Origin of the sequence: Methylobacterium ajmalii, from assembly GCF_036448855.1 — a bacterium.
Taxonomy (GTDB): Bacteria; Pseudomonadota; Alphaproteobacteria; order Rhizobiales; family Beijerinckiaceae; genus Methylobacterium; species Methylobacterium ajmalii.
The window spans coordinates 17,302-34,851 of the sequence record NZ_JAZFXT010000039.1; the positions used below are offsets into that span (position 1 = coordinate 17,302).

The following is a 17,550-nucleotide window of genomic DNA, read 5'->3' on the forward strand; positions in this document are numbered from 1 at the left end:
GTTCAGTTCGAATCAACTCGGGCGTGCGGCCGGGAGATCCGGCGTGACGCGCGGCGCGCTCGCGGCTTCCTTTCCGACATGCGCGGGGTTCACCGCCCCGCCGAAAGGGCGGCCGCCAGCATCGCGCAGGCCGGGTGCCCCACGCCGTCCACGAGGTCGGGCGCGACCGTCTGCTGCCAGACCAGGAAACCGCCGCCGCCGAGGTCGAGGATCGCCGACCGCCCGGCCCGGGCGCGGCCCTCCGCGACGACGACGGAGAGGCGGAAGGCCTGCCGGGGCGACGGGACCGGGCCGGCGGAGCCCGGCAGCGACCGGATCGCCGCCGGGTTCACCCGCCGCACCAGCGCCGCGAGGTCGAAGCGGCCCCCTGCATTGTAGACCGTCAGCACCGGCGCGAGCCGCGCCGCGAGCGCCGGGGTCATCGAGGGCAGGCGGCCGATCTCGTCGGCGCTGGCGAAGGGGCCGTTGCGGGGTCCCCAGGCGAGGCCGCGGGCGCGGTATTGCGCCAGCTCCGCCCCGCCGTTCGGCTCGGGCGCGTCGTCGGCGTCGCGGTAGTCGACGATCTCGGCGCCCAGCGCCATCGCATCCCGGTCCGGCACGCCGAGGAGCCGGAACGCCTCCTCCATCGCCGGGCGCGGCGTGGCGTTGAGGTCGATCAGGCCGCCCTGGTCCTGGAGCGACACCAGGGCGACCCGCCCCGGGGCCAGCGGGCAGGCGGCGGCGGTGCCGTCCTCCGGCAGGCCGGCCTCGGTGCGGCGGTAGACCCGCCCGAGCTGGAGCTCGTAGGCGATCAGGCGGGCGATCCCGTCCGCCGCCCCCTGGAGCCGCACCGCGTCGGCCCGGGCCTGGGCGAGGCCGGTGGCGGAGCGGACCTGGAGCAGCGCCCCGGCCAGCACCGCGCCGACGACGATGAAGATCGCCAGCACCGAGAGCAGGACGAAGCCGCCCTCGCCCGCGTCCGCGGGGCCGGTCCCGGGCGCACGCGCGGGCGCACTCACGGGCCGGCCTCGAGGGCGATCAGCAGCGGCGGCCAGCGGCGGCGGTCCTGGGGGAGGAAGGCGACCTGGATCTCGACGAGGAGCGGCGCCCGGTCGGTCCGCGACCAGCTCTGCTGCCAGAGCGGCCGGGCGCCGTCGGAGGGCGCGCCGTAGTAGCGGATCGCGAGCCCGGCGATTCGCCCAAGGATCACTTCTCCGATCACTTCTCCGATCGCCCCGCCGGTCCCCTCGCGCTCGCTCCGGCTCTCCCGCAGGTCGAGGCCGCCGGCGAGGCCCGGCACCAGCGCGAGGGTCGCGGCGACCTCGGTCGGGCGCTCCAGGGTGCGGTCGGGGGCCAGCATCGCGACGAGCCGGTCCGGGCCGCCGCCGAGCGTCGGCCGGCTCCCGTCGGGGCGGCGTTGCGCCAGGCTGCCGAGGGTGCGCCGCAGATGGTCGCGCACCGACTGCACCTCCTCGGCCCCGGCCGCCCGCGAGGCCGCCGCCGAGGCTCCGCCGGCGATCCGCACGGCATTGAGCAGCAGCACCCCGATCAGCCCGGCGAGCGCGAGGCAGACCAGGGTCTCGACCAGGGTGAAGCCGGCCTGCCGCGCCTCGGCTCGCGTCTCGTCCCCGCCGCGCCGGCTCATTCGGGCGTCTCCCCGGGCTTGCCCGGGACGAGGGTGGCGTAGAGGGGCCTCGCCTCGGACCCGCCGGCCGTGACCCTGACCTGCCAGAGCGGCGGCGCGCGGCCGACCCCGAGGACCGGGCGCAGGTCGAGGACCGCCAGCGTCCAGGGCGTGCCGTCCGAGAACCGCCCCTGCACGAGGCCCGGCCGCAGCGGACCCTCGGCGAGGCGGCGCAGGACGACGCCCTCCGCCTCGTCGGCGGCGATCCGCCGGGTCTCGAGGCGCCGCACCGCGCCGGCCGCCGTTCCGGCGATCTCGAACGCCATGATGGTGGCGGCGGCGGCGATCGCGAAGGCCACCAGCACCTCGACGGTGGTGAAGCCGTCCTCGTCCCGGCGGGCGCGCCGCGGCCTCACGGCCCGTCCTCCCGCCGCACCCGTCCGGTCAGGGCGCTCACCGACAGAACCCGGCGCGAGGCGCCGGCCGCGAGCAGGATCCGCCCGCCGGTCGCGCTGCCGTCGGGCAGGAGGCGCAGCTCCCCCGGCACCGGCCGGCCGACCGGGCCGGGCTCGACCGCGACCGCCAGCGCTCCGACCGGGATCGGCAGGGCTCCCGGACGGGAGCTGACGAAGCGGGCGGCCTGCGGCTCGTAGGCGAGGCGCCCGGCCCGGCCCGAGCGGATCGCCTCGGCCCGCAGCCAGCCGATCTCGGCCGCGATCGTCTCGGCGACCAGCACGATGCGCCGGTCGAGGGCGCCGGGGCCGATGGACCGGAACGCGACGCCCGCGGCCAGGGCCAGGATCGCCATCGTCACCAGCATCTCGACGAGGGTGAAGCCGTCCTCCCGCCCCTTCGCGCCCGCCCTCACCCGGCGGCCCCGGCGAAGAGATCCGCATCGAGGCCCAAGGCCGCGACCGCGAGGCCGGCATGCAGGCCGAGCGCCAGGAATGGGCCGAACGGCAGGGCGGTGTCGCGCCCGACCTGCCGGCCGGCGAGCGCCATCGCGGCGACGGCCGCGAGCGCCGACAGGCTCGCCGCCAGGACGAGCACCGGCAGGCCGGCGAGCCCCGTCCAGGCGGTGGCGGCGGCGATGAACTTGACGTCGCCGAGCCCTAGCCCGATCCGCCCGGTCGCTCGTGCGTGGAGCGCGCGCAGGCCGTAGAACAACCCGTACGCGACGACCGCTTGCGCGAGGGCGAGGAGCGCCGCCTCCGCCCCCTCCCGCCACGTCGCGAGGCCGAGGCCGAGGCCGAGGAGCGCCAGCGTGAGCGCGTCCGGGATGATGCGGCGGCGCAGGTCGATCAGGCTCGCCGGCAGCGTCAGCGGCAGCGGCAGCAGGACGAGGAGGAGGCCCGACATCACGCCCGCCGCGACGGCCGGGCGCGGGCGGGCGCCGACGGGTTCAGGGCGAGGATGCGGTCCTGCGGGATTCGGGCCGGGCCGGCCGGCGGGGCCACGACGGGCGGGAGCGCCGCTGGGACATCGGCGGGCGGGGCGGCGGGAGGCGCGTCCGGCACCGCCGGCTCCGGTGCGGGCGGCGGGAGGTCTTGCAGGGAGAGGTCTTGCAGGGAGAGGTCTTGCATCGGCACGGCGCCGGCGGGCGGCTCGGCCGCCTGTCCGGCCGGCGCCGCGGCCCAGGCCGGGCGGGCGCCGTGGCGCAGGGTCCACTCGCGCAGGTGCAGCCAGTAGAAGTAGGCTGCGAGCGAGGCCGCCAGCACCCCGGCGAGCCAGAGCGAGAGCAGCAGCCCGGTCGGGACGACGCCGTTGATCTCGCGCATCAGCCCCAGCGCGAAGGCCGCGTACCAGGACACGCCGGAGACCGCGCCCGAGACCAGGAAGATCCCGGTGCGCACGCCCGACACCCCGTCGAGCATCGGCCGGGAGAGGTCGCGCAGGACGCCCGGCAGCACGACCGCGTGGATCAGGAGCCCGTTGACGGTGAGCGCCAGCACCACGACGAGCTTGGCCCAGAGCTTCGGGTTGGCGAGCTTCTCCGGCGATTCGACCGCGTAGACCGCGAGGAAGCCGAGCCCCGAGAGCCAGAGCAGGCCGAGCCCGACCGTCACCACCTTGCTGACGAACAGGAAGATCCGGGCGATCTCGGGCGGCAGGCTGCCCCAGCGCATCCAGCGCAGGATCCAGAAGTCGAGCATCGTGGCGCCGCCGAGCCCGAAGCTGAGGCCGATCAGGTGGAGGCCGACGAGGAGCGTCAGCACCCGCACCGGCGGGAACGGCGCCGGCAGCGGCACCGCGAGCGGCGCGGCGAGCGCGACCCCGCCGAGGAGGACGCAGCCCGCCAGGGAGAGCACCGCCAGGGAGAGCACCCCCAGGGCCGGGCCGCGCCGTCCGCTCGGGTGCGGGCGTCCGGCGGCGCGGTCCATCCGTCTCATCGCGTGCATTCCGTCCACGGTCGTCCCTGGCCCTCGCCGCCTCGCGGCCCGATCCTGTCCGCAAAGTCGATAATAAATCCCGACTCGCCTGGGGACCGGCCCACGGGTCCGCGATGGCAGTGAGGGCTTCTTTACGAAGAGACGGCACGCTCCCGGCGGTATTGTTCCCCGCGCCGAGGCCGCCGGATGCTCACCACGACCACGCAGGACCCCCGGGCGCCGCAACGGAACCCATCCGCGAACCAGGCCGGATTCTCGCTCGTCGAGCTGCTGGTCGTCCTGGCGATCATCGGCATGATCGCCACCATGGTGACGCCGCAGGTGCTGGGCTATCTCGGCCGGGCGAAGGGCGAGACGGCGCGCATCCAGGTCAAGAACATCGCCCAGGCGGTCGAGCTCTACTATCTCGACCTCGGCGCCTACCCGACCACCCAGCAGGGCCTCCAGGCGCTGGTGCAGGCGAGCGGGCCGGCCTGGCGCGGGCCCTACGTGCGCGACGCCCGCGGCCTCGTCGATCCGTGGGGCCACGCCTACCTGTACCGCGCGCCCGGCAGCGGCGGCACGCCGTTCGAGGTCTACAGCCTCGGCGCCGACGGCAAGGCCGGCGGCAGCGGCGACCAGTCCGACGTCGCGAGCAACTGAGGCGCGCGAGCGCTCCGGTCCGGCGGTCGATCCACCACGCCTTACAGTAAAGTCCCGGCCGATCCCCGCGTATTCCGGTCGTCAGGACGGACCGGCGCTGCCGATCCGCCCCGGCTCCATTGCCACCCCTCCCCCGCTCGATAGCTTTCGCTCCGGCGAGCATTCGGGTCGATCGCACGCTCAGGCTGTATTTCCTGCGCGCAGCGACTGTGGGACACCGGCGCTCCGGCGCGTCTCAACGCCTCGTTAACCATAACTCCCCTAACGTTCGGTCCAGCGACGGGCGGGCACGGGGACGGCGGGGGAATGACGAGAGGTGCGCCTGTCCTCGCCCTGGCGCTCGCCTGCCTCTGGCCGCTCGCCGCCGGCGCCGCGGAACCGATCGGGTATGCCGGATCGCGCGAGCCCGGTGCCCTGGTGCTGCGCGGCAACGACCGGCTGATCGGCGGCGAGGTGCCGGCCGAGGCCCCGGTCGCGGGCGGGCCGGTGAGCCTGAACCTCGTCGAGGTGCCGCTGCCGGTCGCCGCCAAGGCGGTGTTCGCCGACACCCTCGGCTGGGGCTACAGCCTCGACGAGCGCGCCTCCGGCACCATCACCCTGCAGACCGGCGGGCCGGTGAGCCGCGAGGCCCTGCTGCGGATGTTCGAGGCCGCGCTGTCGAGCCGCGGCCTGTCGTTGCGCCGCCACGGCCGCAGCGTCCAGATCGTGCCATCGGGCGCCGGCCCGGAGATCCGGCCGGTCCAGGGGGCGGGGGCCGAGGCGGGCGCGGTCGCGGTGCCGCTGCGCTGGATCTCGGCCGCCGAGATGCAGGCGATCCTTTCCTCGGTCGCCCCGCGCGAGGTGGTGCTGCGGGCCGACCGGGCGCGCAACCTCCTGATCCTGTCCGGCGACGCGGCCCAGATCCGGGTGCTGCGCCAGACCATCGCGATGTTCGACGTCGACTGGATGCGCGGCATGTCGACCGCGATGGTGCCGGTGCGCAGCACCAACCCGGTGGTGCTCGCCCGCGACCTGACCCAGATCTTCGGCGGCGAGACCGCCGGTACCGGCGACGTGATCCGCTTCATCCCCAACGAGGCGCTGAACGCGATCCTGATCGTCTCCTCGCGCGCCGCCTATCTCGACCGGGCCCGGGGGCTGCTCGACCAGCTCGAGACGCTGGCCGCCGACCGCGAGCGCCAGCTCTTCGTCTACCGGATCCAGAACCGCTCGGCCAAGGAACTCGCCGCCGTGCTGCAGGGCGTGGTGATGGCCGAGATGGGCGGCGGCTACGGCCAGCCGGGCATCGGCGGCGCCATGGGTGGCGGTTACGGCGGCGGGGGTTACGGCGGCTATGCCGGCGCGGGCGGATTGGGTGGCGGTGGGCTCGCCGGCAGCGGCCCCGGCGGCGGGGGATTGAGCAGCGGGGCATTGGGCGGCGCGAGCCCGGCGGCCGGTGGGTCCGGTGCCGTGGCGGGCTCGGGCTGGGACACGGGCGGTGCCGGCGTCGGCGGCGGGCTCGGCGGGCCTTCGGGGGCGGCGGGCGGGCTTCCCGCCTCGCCGCTCGCCGGCGGGGGCGGCTATGGCGGCGCGCTCGGCGGCTATGGCGGTGGCGGCGCCTACGGGGGCTACGGCGGCGGGTTCGACGCGGGCTATGCCGGCGGCGGGGCCGGGATGCGGCGCGACGCCATCGGCATCGTCGCGGACGAGGCCAACAACAGCCTAGTGGTCTCGGCCACGCGCAACCAGTACGACAAGATCCTGCGCATCCTCGGCCGACTCGACGCGATGCCGACCCAGGTGCTGCTCGAGACCGTGATCGCCGAGGTCACGCTCAACGACAACCTCGCCTTCGGCGTGCAGTGGTTCCTCAAGCAGCAGGGCAGCCGGTTCAACCTCGCCAGCGCCGACACCGGCAAGGCGGCGGCGACGAGCGGCACCGCCGGCCTGATCACCTCGGCGATCCGCGGCGTGCCGGGCTTCAACTACCTGCTCGCCGGCTCCGACTTCAACGTGGTGCTCAACGCCCTGCAGGGCGTGACCCGGGTCAACGTCATCTCGTCGCCCAACATCACGGTGCTCGACAACCGCACCGCCAAGCTCCAGGTCGGCGACCAGGTGCCGATCATCAAGCAATCCGGCCAGAGCGCGCTCACCGCGGGCGCCCCGATCCTCAACCAGATCGAGATGAAGGATACCGGCGTGATCCTCTCGGTCACGCCGCGGGTGAACAAGAACGGCCTCGTCGTGCTCGACATCAACCAGGAGGTCAGCGACGTCGTCCCGACTACGACCTCGGCGATCGACTCGCCGACGATCCGCCAGCGCCGGGTCGCCACCAGCGTCGCGGTGAACGACGGCCACAGCCTCGCCATCGGCGGCATGGTGCAGGAGAAGGCGCAGATCTCGAACGAGAACCTGCCGATCCTGAGCGAGCTGCCGGTGATCGGCCCGGCCTTCCGCAACCGCATCGACCAGCGGGTGCGCACCGAGCTCCTGGTGTTCATCCGCCCCCGGGTGATCCGCGGCACCGTCGAGGCCGACCGCATCGCCGAGGACTTCCGCCAGCAATTCCGCGCCATGATGCCGGTGCGCCCGGTCCTTCCGCCCCCGCCCCTGCCGGCGGCCTACGAGGGCTCGCAAGGGATCCTGCGGCGGATGCTGGACTGACGGGGGGCGGCGCCAACGCCCCCCGCGGCTTCCGACTTCCGGCCCCCCGGCTCAGCGCCGCAAGGCCGGCTCCGCCTCGACCACCGGCCGGGCGCCGACCGGCCGCAGCGTCGCGGCAGGCCCCAGGAAGGTCGCGACGTAGCGGCGCTCGCCCTGCACCACGGTCACCCGGTCGCGCCCGACCTCCGCCACGCGCCAGTCGCCGCGGCCCTCGCCGCGGGCGAGCCAGGCCCGGGCGCCGCTGCCGTCGTCGATCAGCACTCGGGCGGCCGGCCCGTCGAGGAGGATGCCGCGTACCACCAGCACCGGCCGGGGCGGGTCGCCGTCGAGGATCTCGCGGGGGCCCCGGGCGGTCCAGGGCCGCCGGCCGGGATCGAAGAGCGGGCGCGCCAGGGCCGTCTCGTCCGGCGGCGGCGGCACAGCCGGGGCGCCATGCGGCGCGGGCGCCGGCCCGCCATCGACCGGCCAGGCGAAGGCGGCGAGCATCAGGCCTGCCGAGAGCCCGCAGGCGAGCCGGGCCTTGAGCCCGGTCGCGGCGAGCGCGGTTCCGGCTGCCCGGAGGATCGGCGTCACGGCGTGACTCCCGGGCCGGGCCGGCCGGTCGTCGGCGCGGGCAGGAGCACGCCCCGGACCGTCAGGGTGAGGCGCATCACCGTGGCGCGGCCGATCTCGGGATCGGCCGGCCGCTCGACGCTCAGCACGGCCTCCTCGGGCACGATCAGGGGCGCCTCGGTCTCCAGCGCCGCCAGCAGCCCGTGCAGGCCCTCGGCGGTGCCGCGCAGCGAGGCCGACAGGCGCGGTAGGGTCGGGCGGGCCGGGTCCGGCTGGAGCCCGGCCCCGTCCACCGTCGCGCTCCGCCCCGCCGCCAGGGCGTCGAGGCGGGTCCGGAAGGCGACGGCGAGCGAGGTCTCGTCGGCGGCCGAGAGCGGCGCCGGCACCGGGGCGGCGGCCGCGGCGGCCTGCGCCCGGGCGAGGCGGTCGCGGGCGGCCGCGACGTCGTCGGCGGCGCCGAGCGCGTCGAGCACCGGGCCGGCGGCGAGCGCGAGCGCGAGGCCGATGCCCGCGAGGCCGAGGAGGAGCGGCCGGCCCGTGGGCGGGAGGGCGACGCTCACGGGCGGCCCCCGGCGGCCCGGCGCGGCAGGGCGACGACGACGCGTTGCCCGCCCTCGACGGGCTCGGCCCGCTGCAGGGCCGGCGCGCTGTAGCCCGGCAGGTGGGCGAGCGCGGCCAGCAAGGCTGCCGGGTCGGGTGCGCGCAGCGTCAGCTCCAGCCCGGCCCCGGTGAACCGCAGGGTCTCGGCCGAGACCGTGCCCGGCAGGGCGGCGGCGACCGCGTCCCAGGTCCGGGCGAGCGGCATTCCGCGCTCGGCCAGGATCTGCGCCGTGCCGGCCTGGACCGCCGGAGGCCGGCCCGCGGCGGCCGCGCGGCGGGCCGCCGCGAAGGCGTCGTCGAGGGCCGCCAGCGTCGCCGCCTGGTGCTGGCGCAGGCCCACGAACGCCGCGAGCAGGAACAGGCCGGTCGCCGCCGCGAGCACGAGGTTGCCCGAGCCCCGCAGCAGCCCCGGCAGGGCGTGGTGCCCGCTCGACAGGAGGTCGACCGGCATCGTCCGGTCCTCCGCCGGGCCGACCGCGACGATGCCGGGGTTCAGCCCGGCCCCGGCGAGCGCCGCCAGCACGGGGGCGAGGCGGGCCCGCTTGAGCACGACGTGGCGCACCCGCAGGGTGCGGGTCTCGGGATCCTCGCCCTCGACGTACCAGTCGCTGAACACCTGGTCGGCGCGGAACGGCGTCGCGGCCTCGAGCTCCTGGGCCAGCACCGCGCGCATCCGCGGCAGGGCGGCGCTCGGCAGCTCCAGGGTGCGGATGAAGCAGGCGGCGGGATCGACCACGACCTTCGCCCGCGCCTCCGCCCGGCCGCCCCGGATCGCCGCCAGCCGCTCGGCGAGGTCGTCGGCCCCGAGTTCGAGGCGGTAGGTCCGGTCCTGGCCGTCGCGCCGGTCGGTCACCGTCAGCCCGGTGTCGCCCGGCGTCCCGAGCCTGAGCGTCAGCAGCGCCGGCGCGCGGTCGGTCCGCACCTCGGCGAAGCCGAGGAGGTGCGAGGCGGCGTCGATCCCCCGGCGGAGCGACGCCCGGGCCGAGGACAGGAGAACCTGCGAGGGGATCGTGGGCGCGCGCAACGGGTCGGCTCCGGCGCCCGGATACCAGCCGGGGCGGTGTCCACGGTCTAGCGCCCCGATATTTCCGTCCGCTTAAGGACGTCGCGCGAGAATGCCCCGCCGGCGGGTCGCGCCCAGCCGGCTTTCTCTGGGGCAGGACGATGCTGAGCATCTGGGGCGGCAAGACCCGGCCGCGGCGCGCGCGGGCGGACCGGCGCGACGCCGCCCGCGCCCGCGCCGACGACCTGCGCGCCTTCGTCGACCGCCTCGCCGAGAGCGAGGTGCTCGACCCCGCCGGCCACGAGCGGGCGCTCGCCGCCCTCGACGGGCCCGGCCGGCGCCCCCTCCCCCTGCTGCTCACCGAGCTCGGCCTCGTCCACGAGGCGACGCTCGTCACTGCCCTGTCGGAGGCGACCGGCTTGCCGATCCTGCGCCAGGACGACCTGCCGGGCGAGCCGGTCCTGCCCGATCTCCTCTCGCCCGATTACTGCGCCCGCGCCCGGGTGCTGCCGCTGGCGATCGAGGCCGAGCGCCTCGTCGTCGCCCTGGTCGATCCGTTCGACACGGACACGACCCGGGCGCTGGAGCACCTCGTCGAGCGCGCGGTCGCCCCCCGCCTCGTCGGGCCCGGCAGCTTCGAGCGGGCGCACCGCGCCGTCTACGGAGACGTCGCCGAGGAGGGCGAGGTGGGGAGCGACGACGACCTCGCGCGGCTCGCCGACGTGGCGAGCCAGGCGCCGATCGTGCGGCTCTCGGCGCGCCTGGTGCGCAAGGCCTTCGAGCTGTCGGCCTCCGACATCCACCTGGAGGCGGAGGAATCCGACATGCGGGTGCGCTACCGGGTCGACGGCGTGCTGGTCGAATCCGAGCGGCTGCCGAAGTCGGTCCAGCTCGCGCTCACCACCCGCATCAAGATCCAGGCCGGGCTCAACATCGCCGAGCGGCGCCTGCCCCAGGACGGGCGGATGCAGGCGCCCGACCGCGGCCAGGAGGTCGACATCCGCGTCTCGACCCTGCCGACGGCCCACGGCGAGAGCGTGGTCCTGCGCGTCCTCGACGGCTCGCGCCGGGTCGAGGACTTTTCCGCGCTCGGCTTCGACGCGGCGGCGATCCGGGAGATCGCCGCGATGACGAGCCGGCCGAACGGCCTCGTCCTCGTCACCGGCCCGACCGGATCGGGCAAGACCACGACGCTCTACGCGGCCTTGCGCCGGATCAACGGCCCCCACCTCAAGGTCGTCACGGTCGAGGACCCGGTCGAGTACCGGATGGCCGGGGTGAACCAGGTCCAGGCCCATCCGGGCATCGGCCTCGACTTCGCGGCCGCGCTCCGCTCGATCCTGCGCCAGGACCCGGACGTGGTGATGGTCGGCGAGATCCGCGACGGCGAGACCGCCCGTATCGCCGTGCAGGCGGCGCTGACCGGCCACCTCGTCGTCTCGACGCTCCACACCAACTCCGCCCCCGCCACCGTGACGCGCCTGATGGACATGGGCATCGAGCCCTACCTCATCGCCGCGACCCTCAACGGCGTGGTGGCCCAGCGCTTGGTGCGGCGTCTCTGCGGGGCCTGCGCCGAGGCCACGCCCGCGACGCCGCAGGAGCGCCTGCGCCTCGGCATCCCGGACGAGGCCCCGTTGAGCCTCAAGCGCGCCCGCGGCTGCCCGGCCTGCAACGGCACCGGCTATCGCGGCCGGATGGTCGCGTCCGAGATCATGACCCTCGACGGGGAATTGCGCGGCCTCATCGCCCACCGCGCCGACGAGCAGACACTCGCCGCCCGGGCGCGGGCCGCCGGGATGACGGGGCTCGCCGACAGCGCCCGGGCGCGGGTGCTCGACGGAGAGACCACCCTCGACGAGGTCGGGCGGGTGCTGGAAGGGACGCTCTGACATGCCCCGCTTCGTCTACAAGGCCTATGCGGGCGACGGGCGCGCGCGGGCCGGCACGATCGAGGCCGAGACGCGCCAGCGCGCCGTGGCGCGCCTGCGTGCCGACGGGCTGCAGGTCTACGAGATCGCCCAGGCCGCCGCCGGCCCGGCGCCGTTCTGGCGCCGCGACCTCTTTGGGCGCGACCGGGTCAACGACGCCGCCCGGATCGCCTTCCTGCGCGAGTTCGGCACGCTGGTCGGCGCCGGGCTCACCGTCGACCGGGCGCTGCGCCTCGTCGAGCGCCAGGCCGGGCCGGCCCTGAAGCCGGTGCTGGCCGACCTGCTGGAGCGGGTGGTGGCCGGTGCCTCCCTGTCGCGCGCGATGGCGGCCCATCCCCAGGCCTTCCCGCGCGACATGGTCGACATCGTGCGGGCCGGCGAGGCTACCGGTACGCTGGTCGACGTGGTCGGCTCGCTCACCGCCTCGATCGAGCGGCGCGACGCGGTCCGGCGCCACCTCGTCTCGGCGATGATCTACCCGGCGCTGCTGATCGCGATGGCGATCGGCACCGTGGCGATGATCGTCGGGGTCCTGGTGCCGGCGCTCAGCCCGCTCTTCGAGGGCAGCGGCCAGGTGCCGCCCTTCGCGATCCGCGCCGCGTCTTGGTTGGGCGACACGCTCGCGGCGACCTGGCCGATGCTGCTGGGCGGCCTCGCGCTCGTGATTCTGGCGCTCGCCCGGGCCTGGCGGGTGCCCGGCTTCGCGGCGGCGCGGGCGCGGCTGGCGCTGCGCCTGCCGCTGGTGCGCGAGATCGTGGTGGGCATCGAGTGCGGCCGGTTCTGCCGGGTGCTCGGCACGCTGCTGACCGCCGAGGTGCCGATCCCCAACGCGGTGGCGGCGACGCGGCCGCTCGCCGGCAACCGGGTGTTCCGCCGCGCCTTCGACGAGGCCGGGCGGCGGCTCGCCGAGGGCGGCAGCCTCGCCTCGGGGCTGTCCTCGCTCAAGCCCTACGCCGCCTCGACCCTCAACCTCATCGCCAGCGGCGAGCAGGTGAACCGCCTCGGCAGCGTGCTGATCCACGCCGCCGAGATGCACGAGACCGAGACCCGCCAGCGCATCGACCGTCTGCTCGCCCTCCTCACCCCCCTGGTGACCGTGGCGATCGGCGGCCTGATCGGCGGATTGATCATCTCGGTGATGGGGGCGATCCTGAGCGTGGGGCAATTGACGCAGTAGCGGTGGGGGATCCGACCGGCGGCGGCAGGCGTTGGCCCGGCTCCTGATTCCGGGAGTCCCACTGTGTCCGCCGATCGCCGAACGAACCCGATCCTGTTCGCCGCGTCCCTCGTCGGCGTTCTCGGCGCCCTCGCGGCCGTGCCGGATGTGGCGCTTGCGCAGCAGGGCCGCCCCTCTACCCTCGCCATGACCTGCGGCCAGGCGCGCAACTACCTCGCCGCGCGAGGCGCCGCGGTGCTCGGCACCGGCGGCTATACCTACGACCGCTTCGTGCGCGACCGCAGCTTCTGCGAGCCGACGGAGATCACCCGAAACGCCGTCGTGCCGGCCCGCGACACGCCGGAATGCTTCGTCGGCTACCGCTGCATCGAGCCCGGGCGCAACTGGTTCGACGACGAATAGGGCGCCCTCCGCGCCCGGCCCCGAAGACCGGGCACGGAGGGCGGACCGGCCGTCAGCCCTTCGCCAGCAGCGCCTCGATCTCCTGCTTGAGCGCGTCGCGCAGCTCGGGCCGCTCCAGGCCGTAGGCGAGGTTGGCGACGAGGAAGCCGAGCTTCGAGCCGGTGTCGTAGGTCTTGCCGCGGTAGTGCATGCCGTAGAACTTCTGCGTCTCCGACAGGCGCTTCATGCCGTCGGTGAGCTGGATCTCGCCGCCCGCGCCGCGCTCGCCGCGCTCCAGGATCGAGAAGATCTCCGGCTGCAGGATGTAGCGGCCCGAGATGATGTAGTTCGACGGCGCGGTGCCCTTCGGCGGCTTCTCGACCATCCCGGTGATCTCGAAGGTGTCGCCGAACTGCTCGCCGACGCTGACGATGCCGTACTGGTGCGTCTGGTCGGGGGCGACTTCCTCCACGGCGATGATGTTGCCGCCGTGCTGCTCGTAGGCCTCGAGCATCTGCACCATGCTGCCACGGCTGAGCATGTCGGGCAGGATCACCGCGAAGGGCTCGTCGCCGACGATCTCGCGGGCGCACCACACCGCGTGGCCCAGCCCCAGCGGCTCCTGCTGGCGGGTGAAGCTGGTCTGGCCGGCGGCCGGCAGGTCCTTCCTCAGGGCCTCGTAGGCCTCGGTCTTGTTGCGCTCCTGCAGGGTGCGCTCGAGCTCGTAGGAGATGTCGAAGTGATCCTCGATCACCGCCTTGCCGCGGCCGGTGACGAAGATGAAGTGCTCGATCCCGGCCTCGCGGGCCTCGTCGACGACGTGCTGGACCACCGGCCGGTCGACGACCGTCAGCATCTCCTTGGGCACCGCCTTGGTCGCCGGGAGGAAACGGGTGCCGAGGCCCGCGACCGGGAGGACGGCTTTGCGAATGCGTTTCATCGTGCGTGATCCAGTGAACACCGAGGAGCTGCCGGACCGCCCGGCGGGAATGGGCGCGAGCGGGCACCACGCGCCCGCCGGATCCCCTCCCCGCGGGCAGCCTTGCCACCCGACAGCTTAATTGACGCTGAAGCATTGCAGGGTATGGATCAACCCGCATCACGCCGGGGAGCGGACGGAATGGCGGTACTTGTCACAGGCGGCGCGGGCTACATCGGCAGCCACATGGTGCTCGCCCTCATCGACGCCGGACACGACGAGGTCGTGGTCATCGACGATCTCTCGACCGGGTTCGACTGGGCGTTGCCGCCGGAAGTCACGCTGGTGCGCGGCGATGTCGCCGACCAGGCCCTGGTGGCCGAGACCATCCGCACGCACAAGATCGACGCGCTCGCCCATTTCGCCGCCAAGATCGTGGTGCCGGATTCGGTCTCCGATCCCCTCGGCTACTATCTCGCCAACACGGTCAAGTCGCGCGCCCTGATCGAGGCGGCGATCGGCGCGGGCGTGCGCCACGTCATCTTCTCCTCGACCGCCGCGGTCTACGGCGAGCCGGCGGTGGTGCCGGTACCCGAGGACCTGACGCCGAACCCGATCAACCCCTACGGCCGCTCGAAGCTGATGACCGAGTGGATGCTGGAGGACGCCGCCCGCGCCCACGGCATCAGCTACGTGGTCCTGCGCTACTTCAACGTGGCGGGCGCCGATCCGCGCGGGCGCTCGGGCCAGTCGACCCCCAACGCCACCCACCTCATCAAGGTCGCGACGCAGGCCGCGCTCGGCAAGCGGAGCCATCTTGAGGTGTTCGGCACCGACTATCCGACGCCGGACGGCTCGTGCCTTCGCGACTACATCCAGGTCTCGGACCTGGCGCAAGCCCACCTCGTCGCGCTCAACCACCTGCGCGGCGGGGGGGCAAGCATGACGCTCAATTGCGGCTACGGCCGCGGCTACTCTGTGCTGGAGGTGATCGACGTGGTGAAGTCGGTCTCCGGTGTCGACTTCCCGGTCAAGCTGTCGCCGCGCCGGGCCGGCGACCCGTCGCGGATCGTCGCCGGGGCCGACCGGATCCGGGCCGAGCTCGGCTGGGTGCCCCAGCACGACGACCTGCGCGGGATCGTCACCCAGGCGCTCGCCTGGGAAGAGGCGCTGGGCCGACGCAACCGGGTCTGATCCGATGCTCCGCACCCGGTTCGCCCTGCGCGCCGCGCTGGCGCTCGGCGCCGTCCTGGTCCTCGCCGCGCCCGTGGGCGCGGGCGATTTCCGGACCTTCGTCGAGGAGCTGTGGCCGGCGGCCCAAGCGCGAAAGGTTTCGCGGGCGACCTTCGATGCCGCGTTCCGGGGCATCACCCCGGACCCGGCGGTGCTGGCGCGCCTGCGCCGCCAGGGCGAGTTCGGTCGTCCGGTCTGGGAGTACCTGACCGGGGCGGTCTCCGCCGGCCGCATCGCCCGCGGGCGGGCGGAGGCCGCGCGCCGTGCCGAGACGCTGGCGGCGATCGAGGCGGCTTACGGCGTGCCCGGCCCCGTCCTGCTCGCGTTCTGGGGCATCGAATCGGATTTCGGCGCCAGCGCCGGCACGATGCCGGTGATCCGGGCGCTCGCCACCCTGGCCGAGGCGCGCCACCGCGGCGAGCTGTTTCGCGACGAATTGCTGGCCGCGCTCGAGATCCTCGAGCATCACGACGTGAAGCCCGAGCGGATGCGCGGCTCCTGGGCAGGCGCCATGGGGCAGACGCAGTTCCTGCCCTCGGCCTACCTGCGGGCGGCGGTCGATTTCGACGGCGACGGGCGGCGCGACATCTGGGATTCGGCGCCGGACGCGCTCGCCTCGATCGCGAATTTCCTCGCACAGGCCGGCTGGCGCCGCGACCTGCCCTGGGGCGTCGCCGTCACCCTGCCGGCGGAGTTCGACCTCGCGCGCTATCGCGGCCAATTTTCCGACTTCGCCCGGCGCGGGGTGCGGTCCCTCGACGGCGCGGCGCTGCCGTCGGCCGGCGAGGCGAGCCTCTTCCTGCCCGGCGGCGCGGGCGGGCCGGCCTTCCTGATCACCGCCAATTTCGAGGCGATCCGCGCCTACAACACCTCGGATTCCTACGCGCTGGCGGTGGGCCACTTCTCCGACCGGATCGCCGGCTGGCCGCCGCTGGCCGCCCCCTGGCCGACCGGGCCGCGCCTCGACCAGGCCGGGGTCACCGCGCTCCAGCGCGGGCTTGCCGCCCGCTCGCTCTACGAGGGCCCGTTCGACGGTCGCGCCGGCCCGAAACTGCGCGAGGCGGTGCGGCGCTACCAGATCGCGGCGGGCCTGCCGGCGGACGGCTACGCCACCCCGGCCCTGCTGGAGCACGTGAAGGCGCGCTGAGATCGCGAGGCCATGGACAAGCGTGTCCGGCTTCCGCCAGGATTCGCCATCGAGGCCGCGGCGGCGGCTAAGGAGACACGGACATCATGGCTCACGCATTGGGCGCGCCGGCCGGCGAGCGGATTCCCGACGGCCTCAACCAGCCCGACCTCGCCGGGCTCGAGGTGCGCCGCGCCAAGGAGGATCTGGCGGCCTGCTTCCGCATGGCGGCGCGCCACGGCCTGGAAGAGGGCATCTGCAACCACTTCTCGGCGATGGTGCCGGGCTACGACGACCTCTTCATCGTCAATCCCTACGGCTACGCCTTCGCGGAGCTCACCGCCTCGAAGCTCCTGGTCTGCGACTTCCACGGCAACGTCGTCTCGGGCGAGGGCCAGCCGGAGGCCACCGCCTTCTACATCCATGCCCGCCTGCACAAGCGCATCCCGCGGGCCCGCGTGGCGTTCCACACCCACATGCCCTACGCCACCGCTCTCTCGATGACCGAGGGCGATCCCCTCATTTTCGCCGGGCAGACCTCGCTCAAGTTCTACGGCCGCACCGTCTTCGACCGCAACTACAACGGGCTCGCCCTCGACGAGCGGGAGGGCGACCGCATCGCCGACAGCGTCGGCGAGGCCGATATCGTGTTCATGAAGAACCACGGCGTGATGGTCCTCGGCCCCACCATCGCGGAGGCCTGGGACGACCTCTACTACCTGGAGCGCGCGGCCGAGGTGCAGGTTCTCGCCCTCTCGACCGGCCGTGCCGTCCTGCCGGTCGACCCCGCCATCGCCGAGGCGGCCTATCGCCAGATGCGCGAGGGCGATCCCGAATCGGCCCGGCTGCATCTCGCGGCGATCCGCCGGCGGCTCGACCGGGAGGAGCCGGATTACGCAGAGTGATCCTCATCCGGGACCAGCATCCAGAGGGCGGTGAGCGTCAGCACCCCGGCGCTCAGCGCATGCAGCCCGACTTGCCACCACGCCGCCGTGCCGGCGGACAGGATGAGGGCGAGGTCGCAGGCCGGGATGACGAGGCTTCCCGCCAGCACGATCGCGACGGCGCGTCGGGTTGAGAACAGGCTGAGCCCGGTGAGATGGAGCGCGAGGGCGGCGTCCCGCGCGCCGATCGCCCGCAGGGTCGTGCGACCGATCCCTTCGGGCTCCGGCACGCCGTAGATCAGCGCGCCCAGCGCGGGCGCCGCCAGGAAGAGCCCGCCCAGGCCGAAGAAGACCAGGGCCAGGGCGAGCACGACCCAGAGGCGCAGGTCGGTCGGGGAGAGGCGACCGTCTCCCATGGTGAGGTGTCGTCGGTCCATGCCGCCGGCATGCCCGACGGCGT

19 protein-coding genes are annotated in these 17,550 nt (G+C 74.6%); 8 read left to right on the forward strand and 11 right to left on the reverse strand.

The window, feature by feature from the left end; all coding sequences use genetic code 11:
* Positions 1 to 89 precede the first annotated feature (89 nt).
* The 6 genes from V3T34_RS16940 to V3T34_RS16965 are packed head-to-tail and all read right to left on the reverse strand — an operon-like array spanning position 90 to position 3,993.
* Positions 90 to 998: a type II secretion system minor pseudopilin gene (locus V3T34_RS16940; RefSeq protein ID WP_060847987.1), complete on the reverse strand. Its 909-nt coding sequence runs from the start codon at positions 996 to 998 to the stop codon at positions 90 to 92.
* The gene (locus V3T34_RS16945; protein WP_305079507.1) at positions 995 to 1,624 is read right to left on the reverse strand and encodes a prepilin-type N-terminal cleavage/methylation domain-containing protein; all 630 of its coding nucleotides are present in this window, start codon (positions 1,622 to 1,624) and stop codon (positions 995 to 997) included. Before V3T34_RS16945 ends, V3T34_RS16940 begins: the two co-directional genes overlap by 4 nt.
* Complete coding sequence (locus V3T34_RS16950) at positions 1,621 to 2,019, reverse strand: type II secretion system protein (RefSeq protein ID WP_305079508.1); 399 nt, start codon at positions 2,017 to 2,019, stop codon at positions 1,621 to 1,623. Before V3T34_RS16950 ends, V3T34_RS16945 begins: the two co-directional genes overlap by 4 nt.
* Positions 2,016 to 2,471 carry a prepilin-type N-terminal cleavage/methylation domain-containing protein gene (locus V3T34_RS16955; protein WP_305079509.1) on the reverse strand — a complete coding sequence of 152 codons (456 nt, stop codon included), beginning with the start codon at positions 2,469 to 2,471 and terminating at the stop codon, positions 2,016 to 2,018. The genes V3T34_RS16950 and V3T34_RS16955 overlap by 4 nt, the downstream gene beginning before the upstream one ends.
* On the reverse strand, positions 2,468 to 2,962 hold the full coding sequence (locus V3T34_RS16960) for a prepilin peptidase (RefSeq protein WP_091883917.1): 495 nt from the start codon (positions 2,960 to 2,962) through the stop codon (positions 2,468 to 2,470). Before V3T34_RS16960 ends, V3T34_RS16955 begins: the two co-directional genes overlap by 4 nt.
* Complete coding sequence (locus V3T34_RS16965; protein ID WP_305079510.1) at positions 2,962 to 3,993, reverse strand: hypothetical protein; 1,032 nt, start codon at positions 3,991 to 3,993, stop codon at positions 2,962 to 2,964. Before V3T34_RS16965 ends, V3T34_RS16960 begins: the two co-directional genes overlap by 1 nt.
* A 186-nt stretch (positions 3,994 to 4,179) precedes the next feature.
* Between V3T34_RS16965 and gspG the strand changes: the two genes are divergently transcribed.
* Positions 4,180 to 4,635, forward strand: a complete 456-nt coding sequence (gene gspG, locus V3T34_RS16970; protein ID WP_305079511.1) for a type II secretion system major pseudopilin GspG — start codon at positions 4,180 to 4,182, stop codon at positions 4,633 to 4,635.
* A 306-nt stretch (positions 4,636 to 4,941) separates the two neighbouring features.
* Positions 4,942 to 7,284 (forward strand): type II secretion system secretin GspD, encoded by a 2,343-nt coding sequence (gene gspD / locus V3T34_RS16975; protein WP_305079512.1) that lies wholly within the window; start codon positions 4,942 to 4,944, stop codon positions 7,282 to 7,284.
* Positions 7,285 to 7,335: 51 nt separating this feature from the next.
* Here gspD and V3T34_RS16980 read toward each other — a convergent pair whose 3' ends face one another.
* Genes V3T34_RS16980 through V3T34_RS16990 form a run of 3 tightly spaced genes read right to left on the reverse strand, consistent with a single transcriptional unit; the run spans position 7,336 to position 9,460 of the window.
* A complete protein-coding gene (locus tag V3T34_RS16980; protein ID WP_305079513.1) occupies positions 7,336 to 7,857 on the reverse strand; it encodes a hypothetical protein in 522 nt (173 codons plus the stop codon).
* Positions 7,854 to 8,396, reverse strand: a complete 543-nt coding sequence (locus V3T34_RS16985; protein WP_305079514.1) for a GspMb/PilO family protein — start codon at positions 8,394 to 8,396, stop codon at positions 7,854 to 7,856. Before V3T34_RS16985 ends, V3T34_RS16980 begins: the two co-directional genes overlap by 4 nt.
* Positions 8,393 to 9,460, reverse strand: a complete 1,068-nt coding sequence (locus V3T34_RS16990; RefSeq protein ID WP_331369246.1) for a hypothetical protein — start codon at positions 9,458 to 9,460, stop codon at positions 8,393 to 8,395. The genes V3T34_RS16985 and V3T34_RS16990 overlap by 4 nt, the downstream gene beginning before the upstream one ends.
* Before the next feature lie 140 nt (positions 9,461 to 9,600).
* Here V3T34_RS16990 and V3T34_RS16995 point away from each other — a divergent pair, with 140 nt between their 5' ends.
* The 3 genes from V3T34_RS16995 to V3T34_RS17005 all read left to right on the forward strand — a co-directional run bounded on the left by V3T34_RS16995 (position 9,601) and on the right by V3T34_RS17005 (position 12,949).
* Positions 9,601 to 11,331, forward strand: coding sequence for a GspE/PulE family protein (locus tag V3T34_RS16995; protein WP_305079394.1), 1,731 nt, complete (start codon positions 9,601 to 9,603; stop codon positions 11,329 to 11,331).
* A gap of 1 nt (position 11,332) precedes the next feature.
* Positions 11,333 to 12,547: a type II secretion system F family protein gene (locus V3T34_RS17000; RefSeq protein WP_305079393.1), complete on the forward strand. Its 1,215-nt coding sequence runs from the start codon at positions 11,333 to 11,335 to the stop codon at positions 12,545 to 12,547.
* A 93-nt stretch (positions 12,548 to 12,640) separates the two neighbouring features.
* Entirely contained in the window at positions 12,641 to 12,949 is a 309-nt protein-coding gene (locus tag V3T34_RS17005) for a hypothetical protein (protein WP_175539899.1), read from the forward strand.
* Positions 12,950 to 13,001: 52 nt separating this feature from the next.
* On the opposite strand, the gene galU is transcribed toward V3T34_RS17005, so the two are convergent.
* Positions 13,002 to 13,868, reverse strand: coding sequence for a UTP--glucose-1-phosphate uridylyltransferase GalU (gene galU / locus V3T34_RS17010; protein ID WP_091883934.1), 867 nt, complete (start codon positions 13,866 to 13,868; stop codon positions 13,002 to 13,004).
* 180 nt (positions 13,869 to 14,048) lie between these two features.
* Between galU and galE the strand changes: the two genes are divergently transcribed.
* The 3 genes from galE (at position 14,049) to V3T34_RS17025 (ending at position 17,111) form a co-directional block, all read left to right on the forward strand.
* Positions 14,049 to 15,041, forward strand: a complete 993-nt coding sequence (gene galE, locus V3T34_RS17015; RefSeq protein WP_305079392.1) for a UDP-glucose 4-epimerase GalE — start codon at positions 14,049 to 14,051, stop codon at positions 15,039 to 15,041.
* A gap of 4 nt (positions 15,042 to 15,045) precedes the next feature.
* On the forward strand, positions 15,046 to 16,227 hold the full coding sequence (locus V3T34_RS17020; protein ID WP_305079391.1) for a lytic murein transglycosylase: 1,182 nt from the start codon (positions 15,046 to 15,048) through the stop codon (positions 16,225 to 16,227).
* Between the two features lie 86 nt (positions 16,228 to 16,313).
* Positions 16,314 to 17,111, forward strand: a complete 798-nt coding sequence (locus V3T34_RS17025) for an aldolase (RefSeq protein ID WP_305079390.1) — start codon at positions 16,314 to 16,316, stop codon at positions 17,109 to 17,111.
* Here the strand turns inward: V3T34_RS17025 and V3T34_RS17030 are convergent.
* Positions 17,099 to 17,506 (reverse strand): DUF4267 domain-containing protein, encoded by a 408-nt coding sequence (locus V3T34_RS17030; protein ID WP_305079389.1) that lies wholly within the window; start codon positions 17,504 to 17,506, stop codon positions 17,099 to 17,101. The genes V3T34_RS17025 and V3T34_RS17030 overlap by 13 nt on opposite strands.
* Between the last annotated feature and the right edge of the window lie 44 nt (positions 17,507 to 17,550).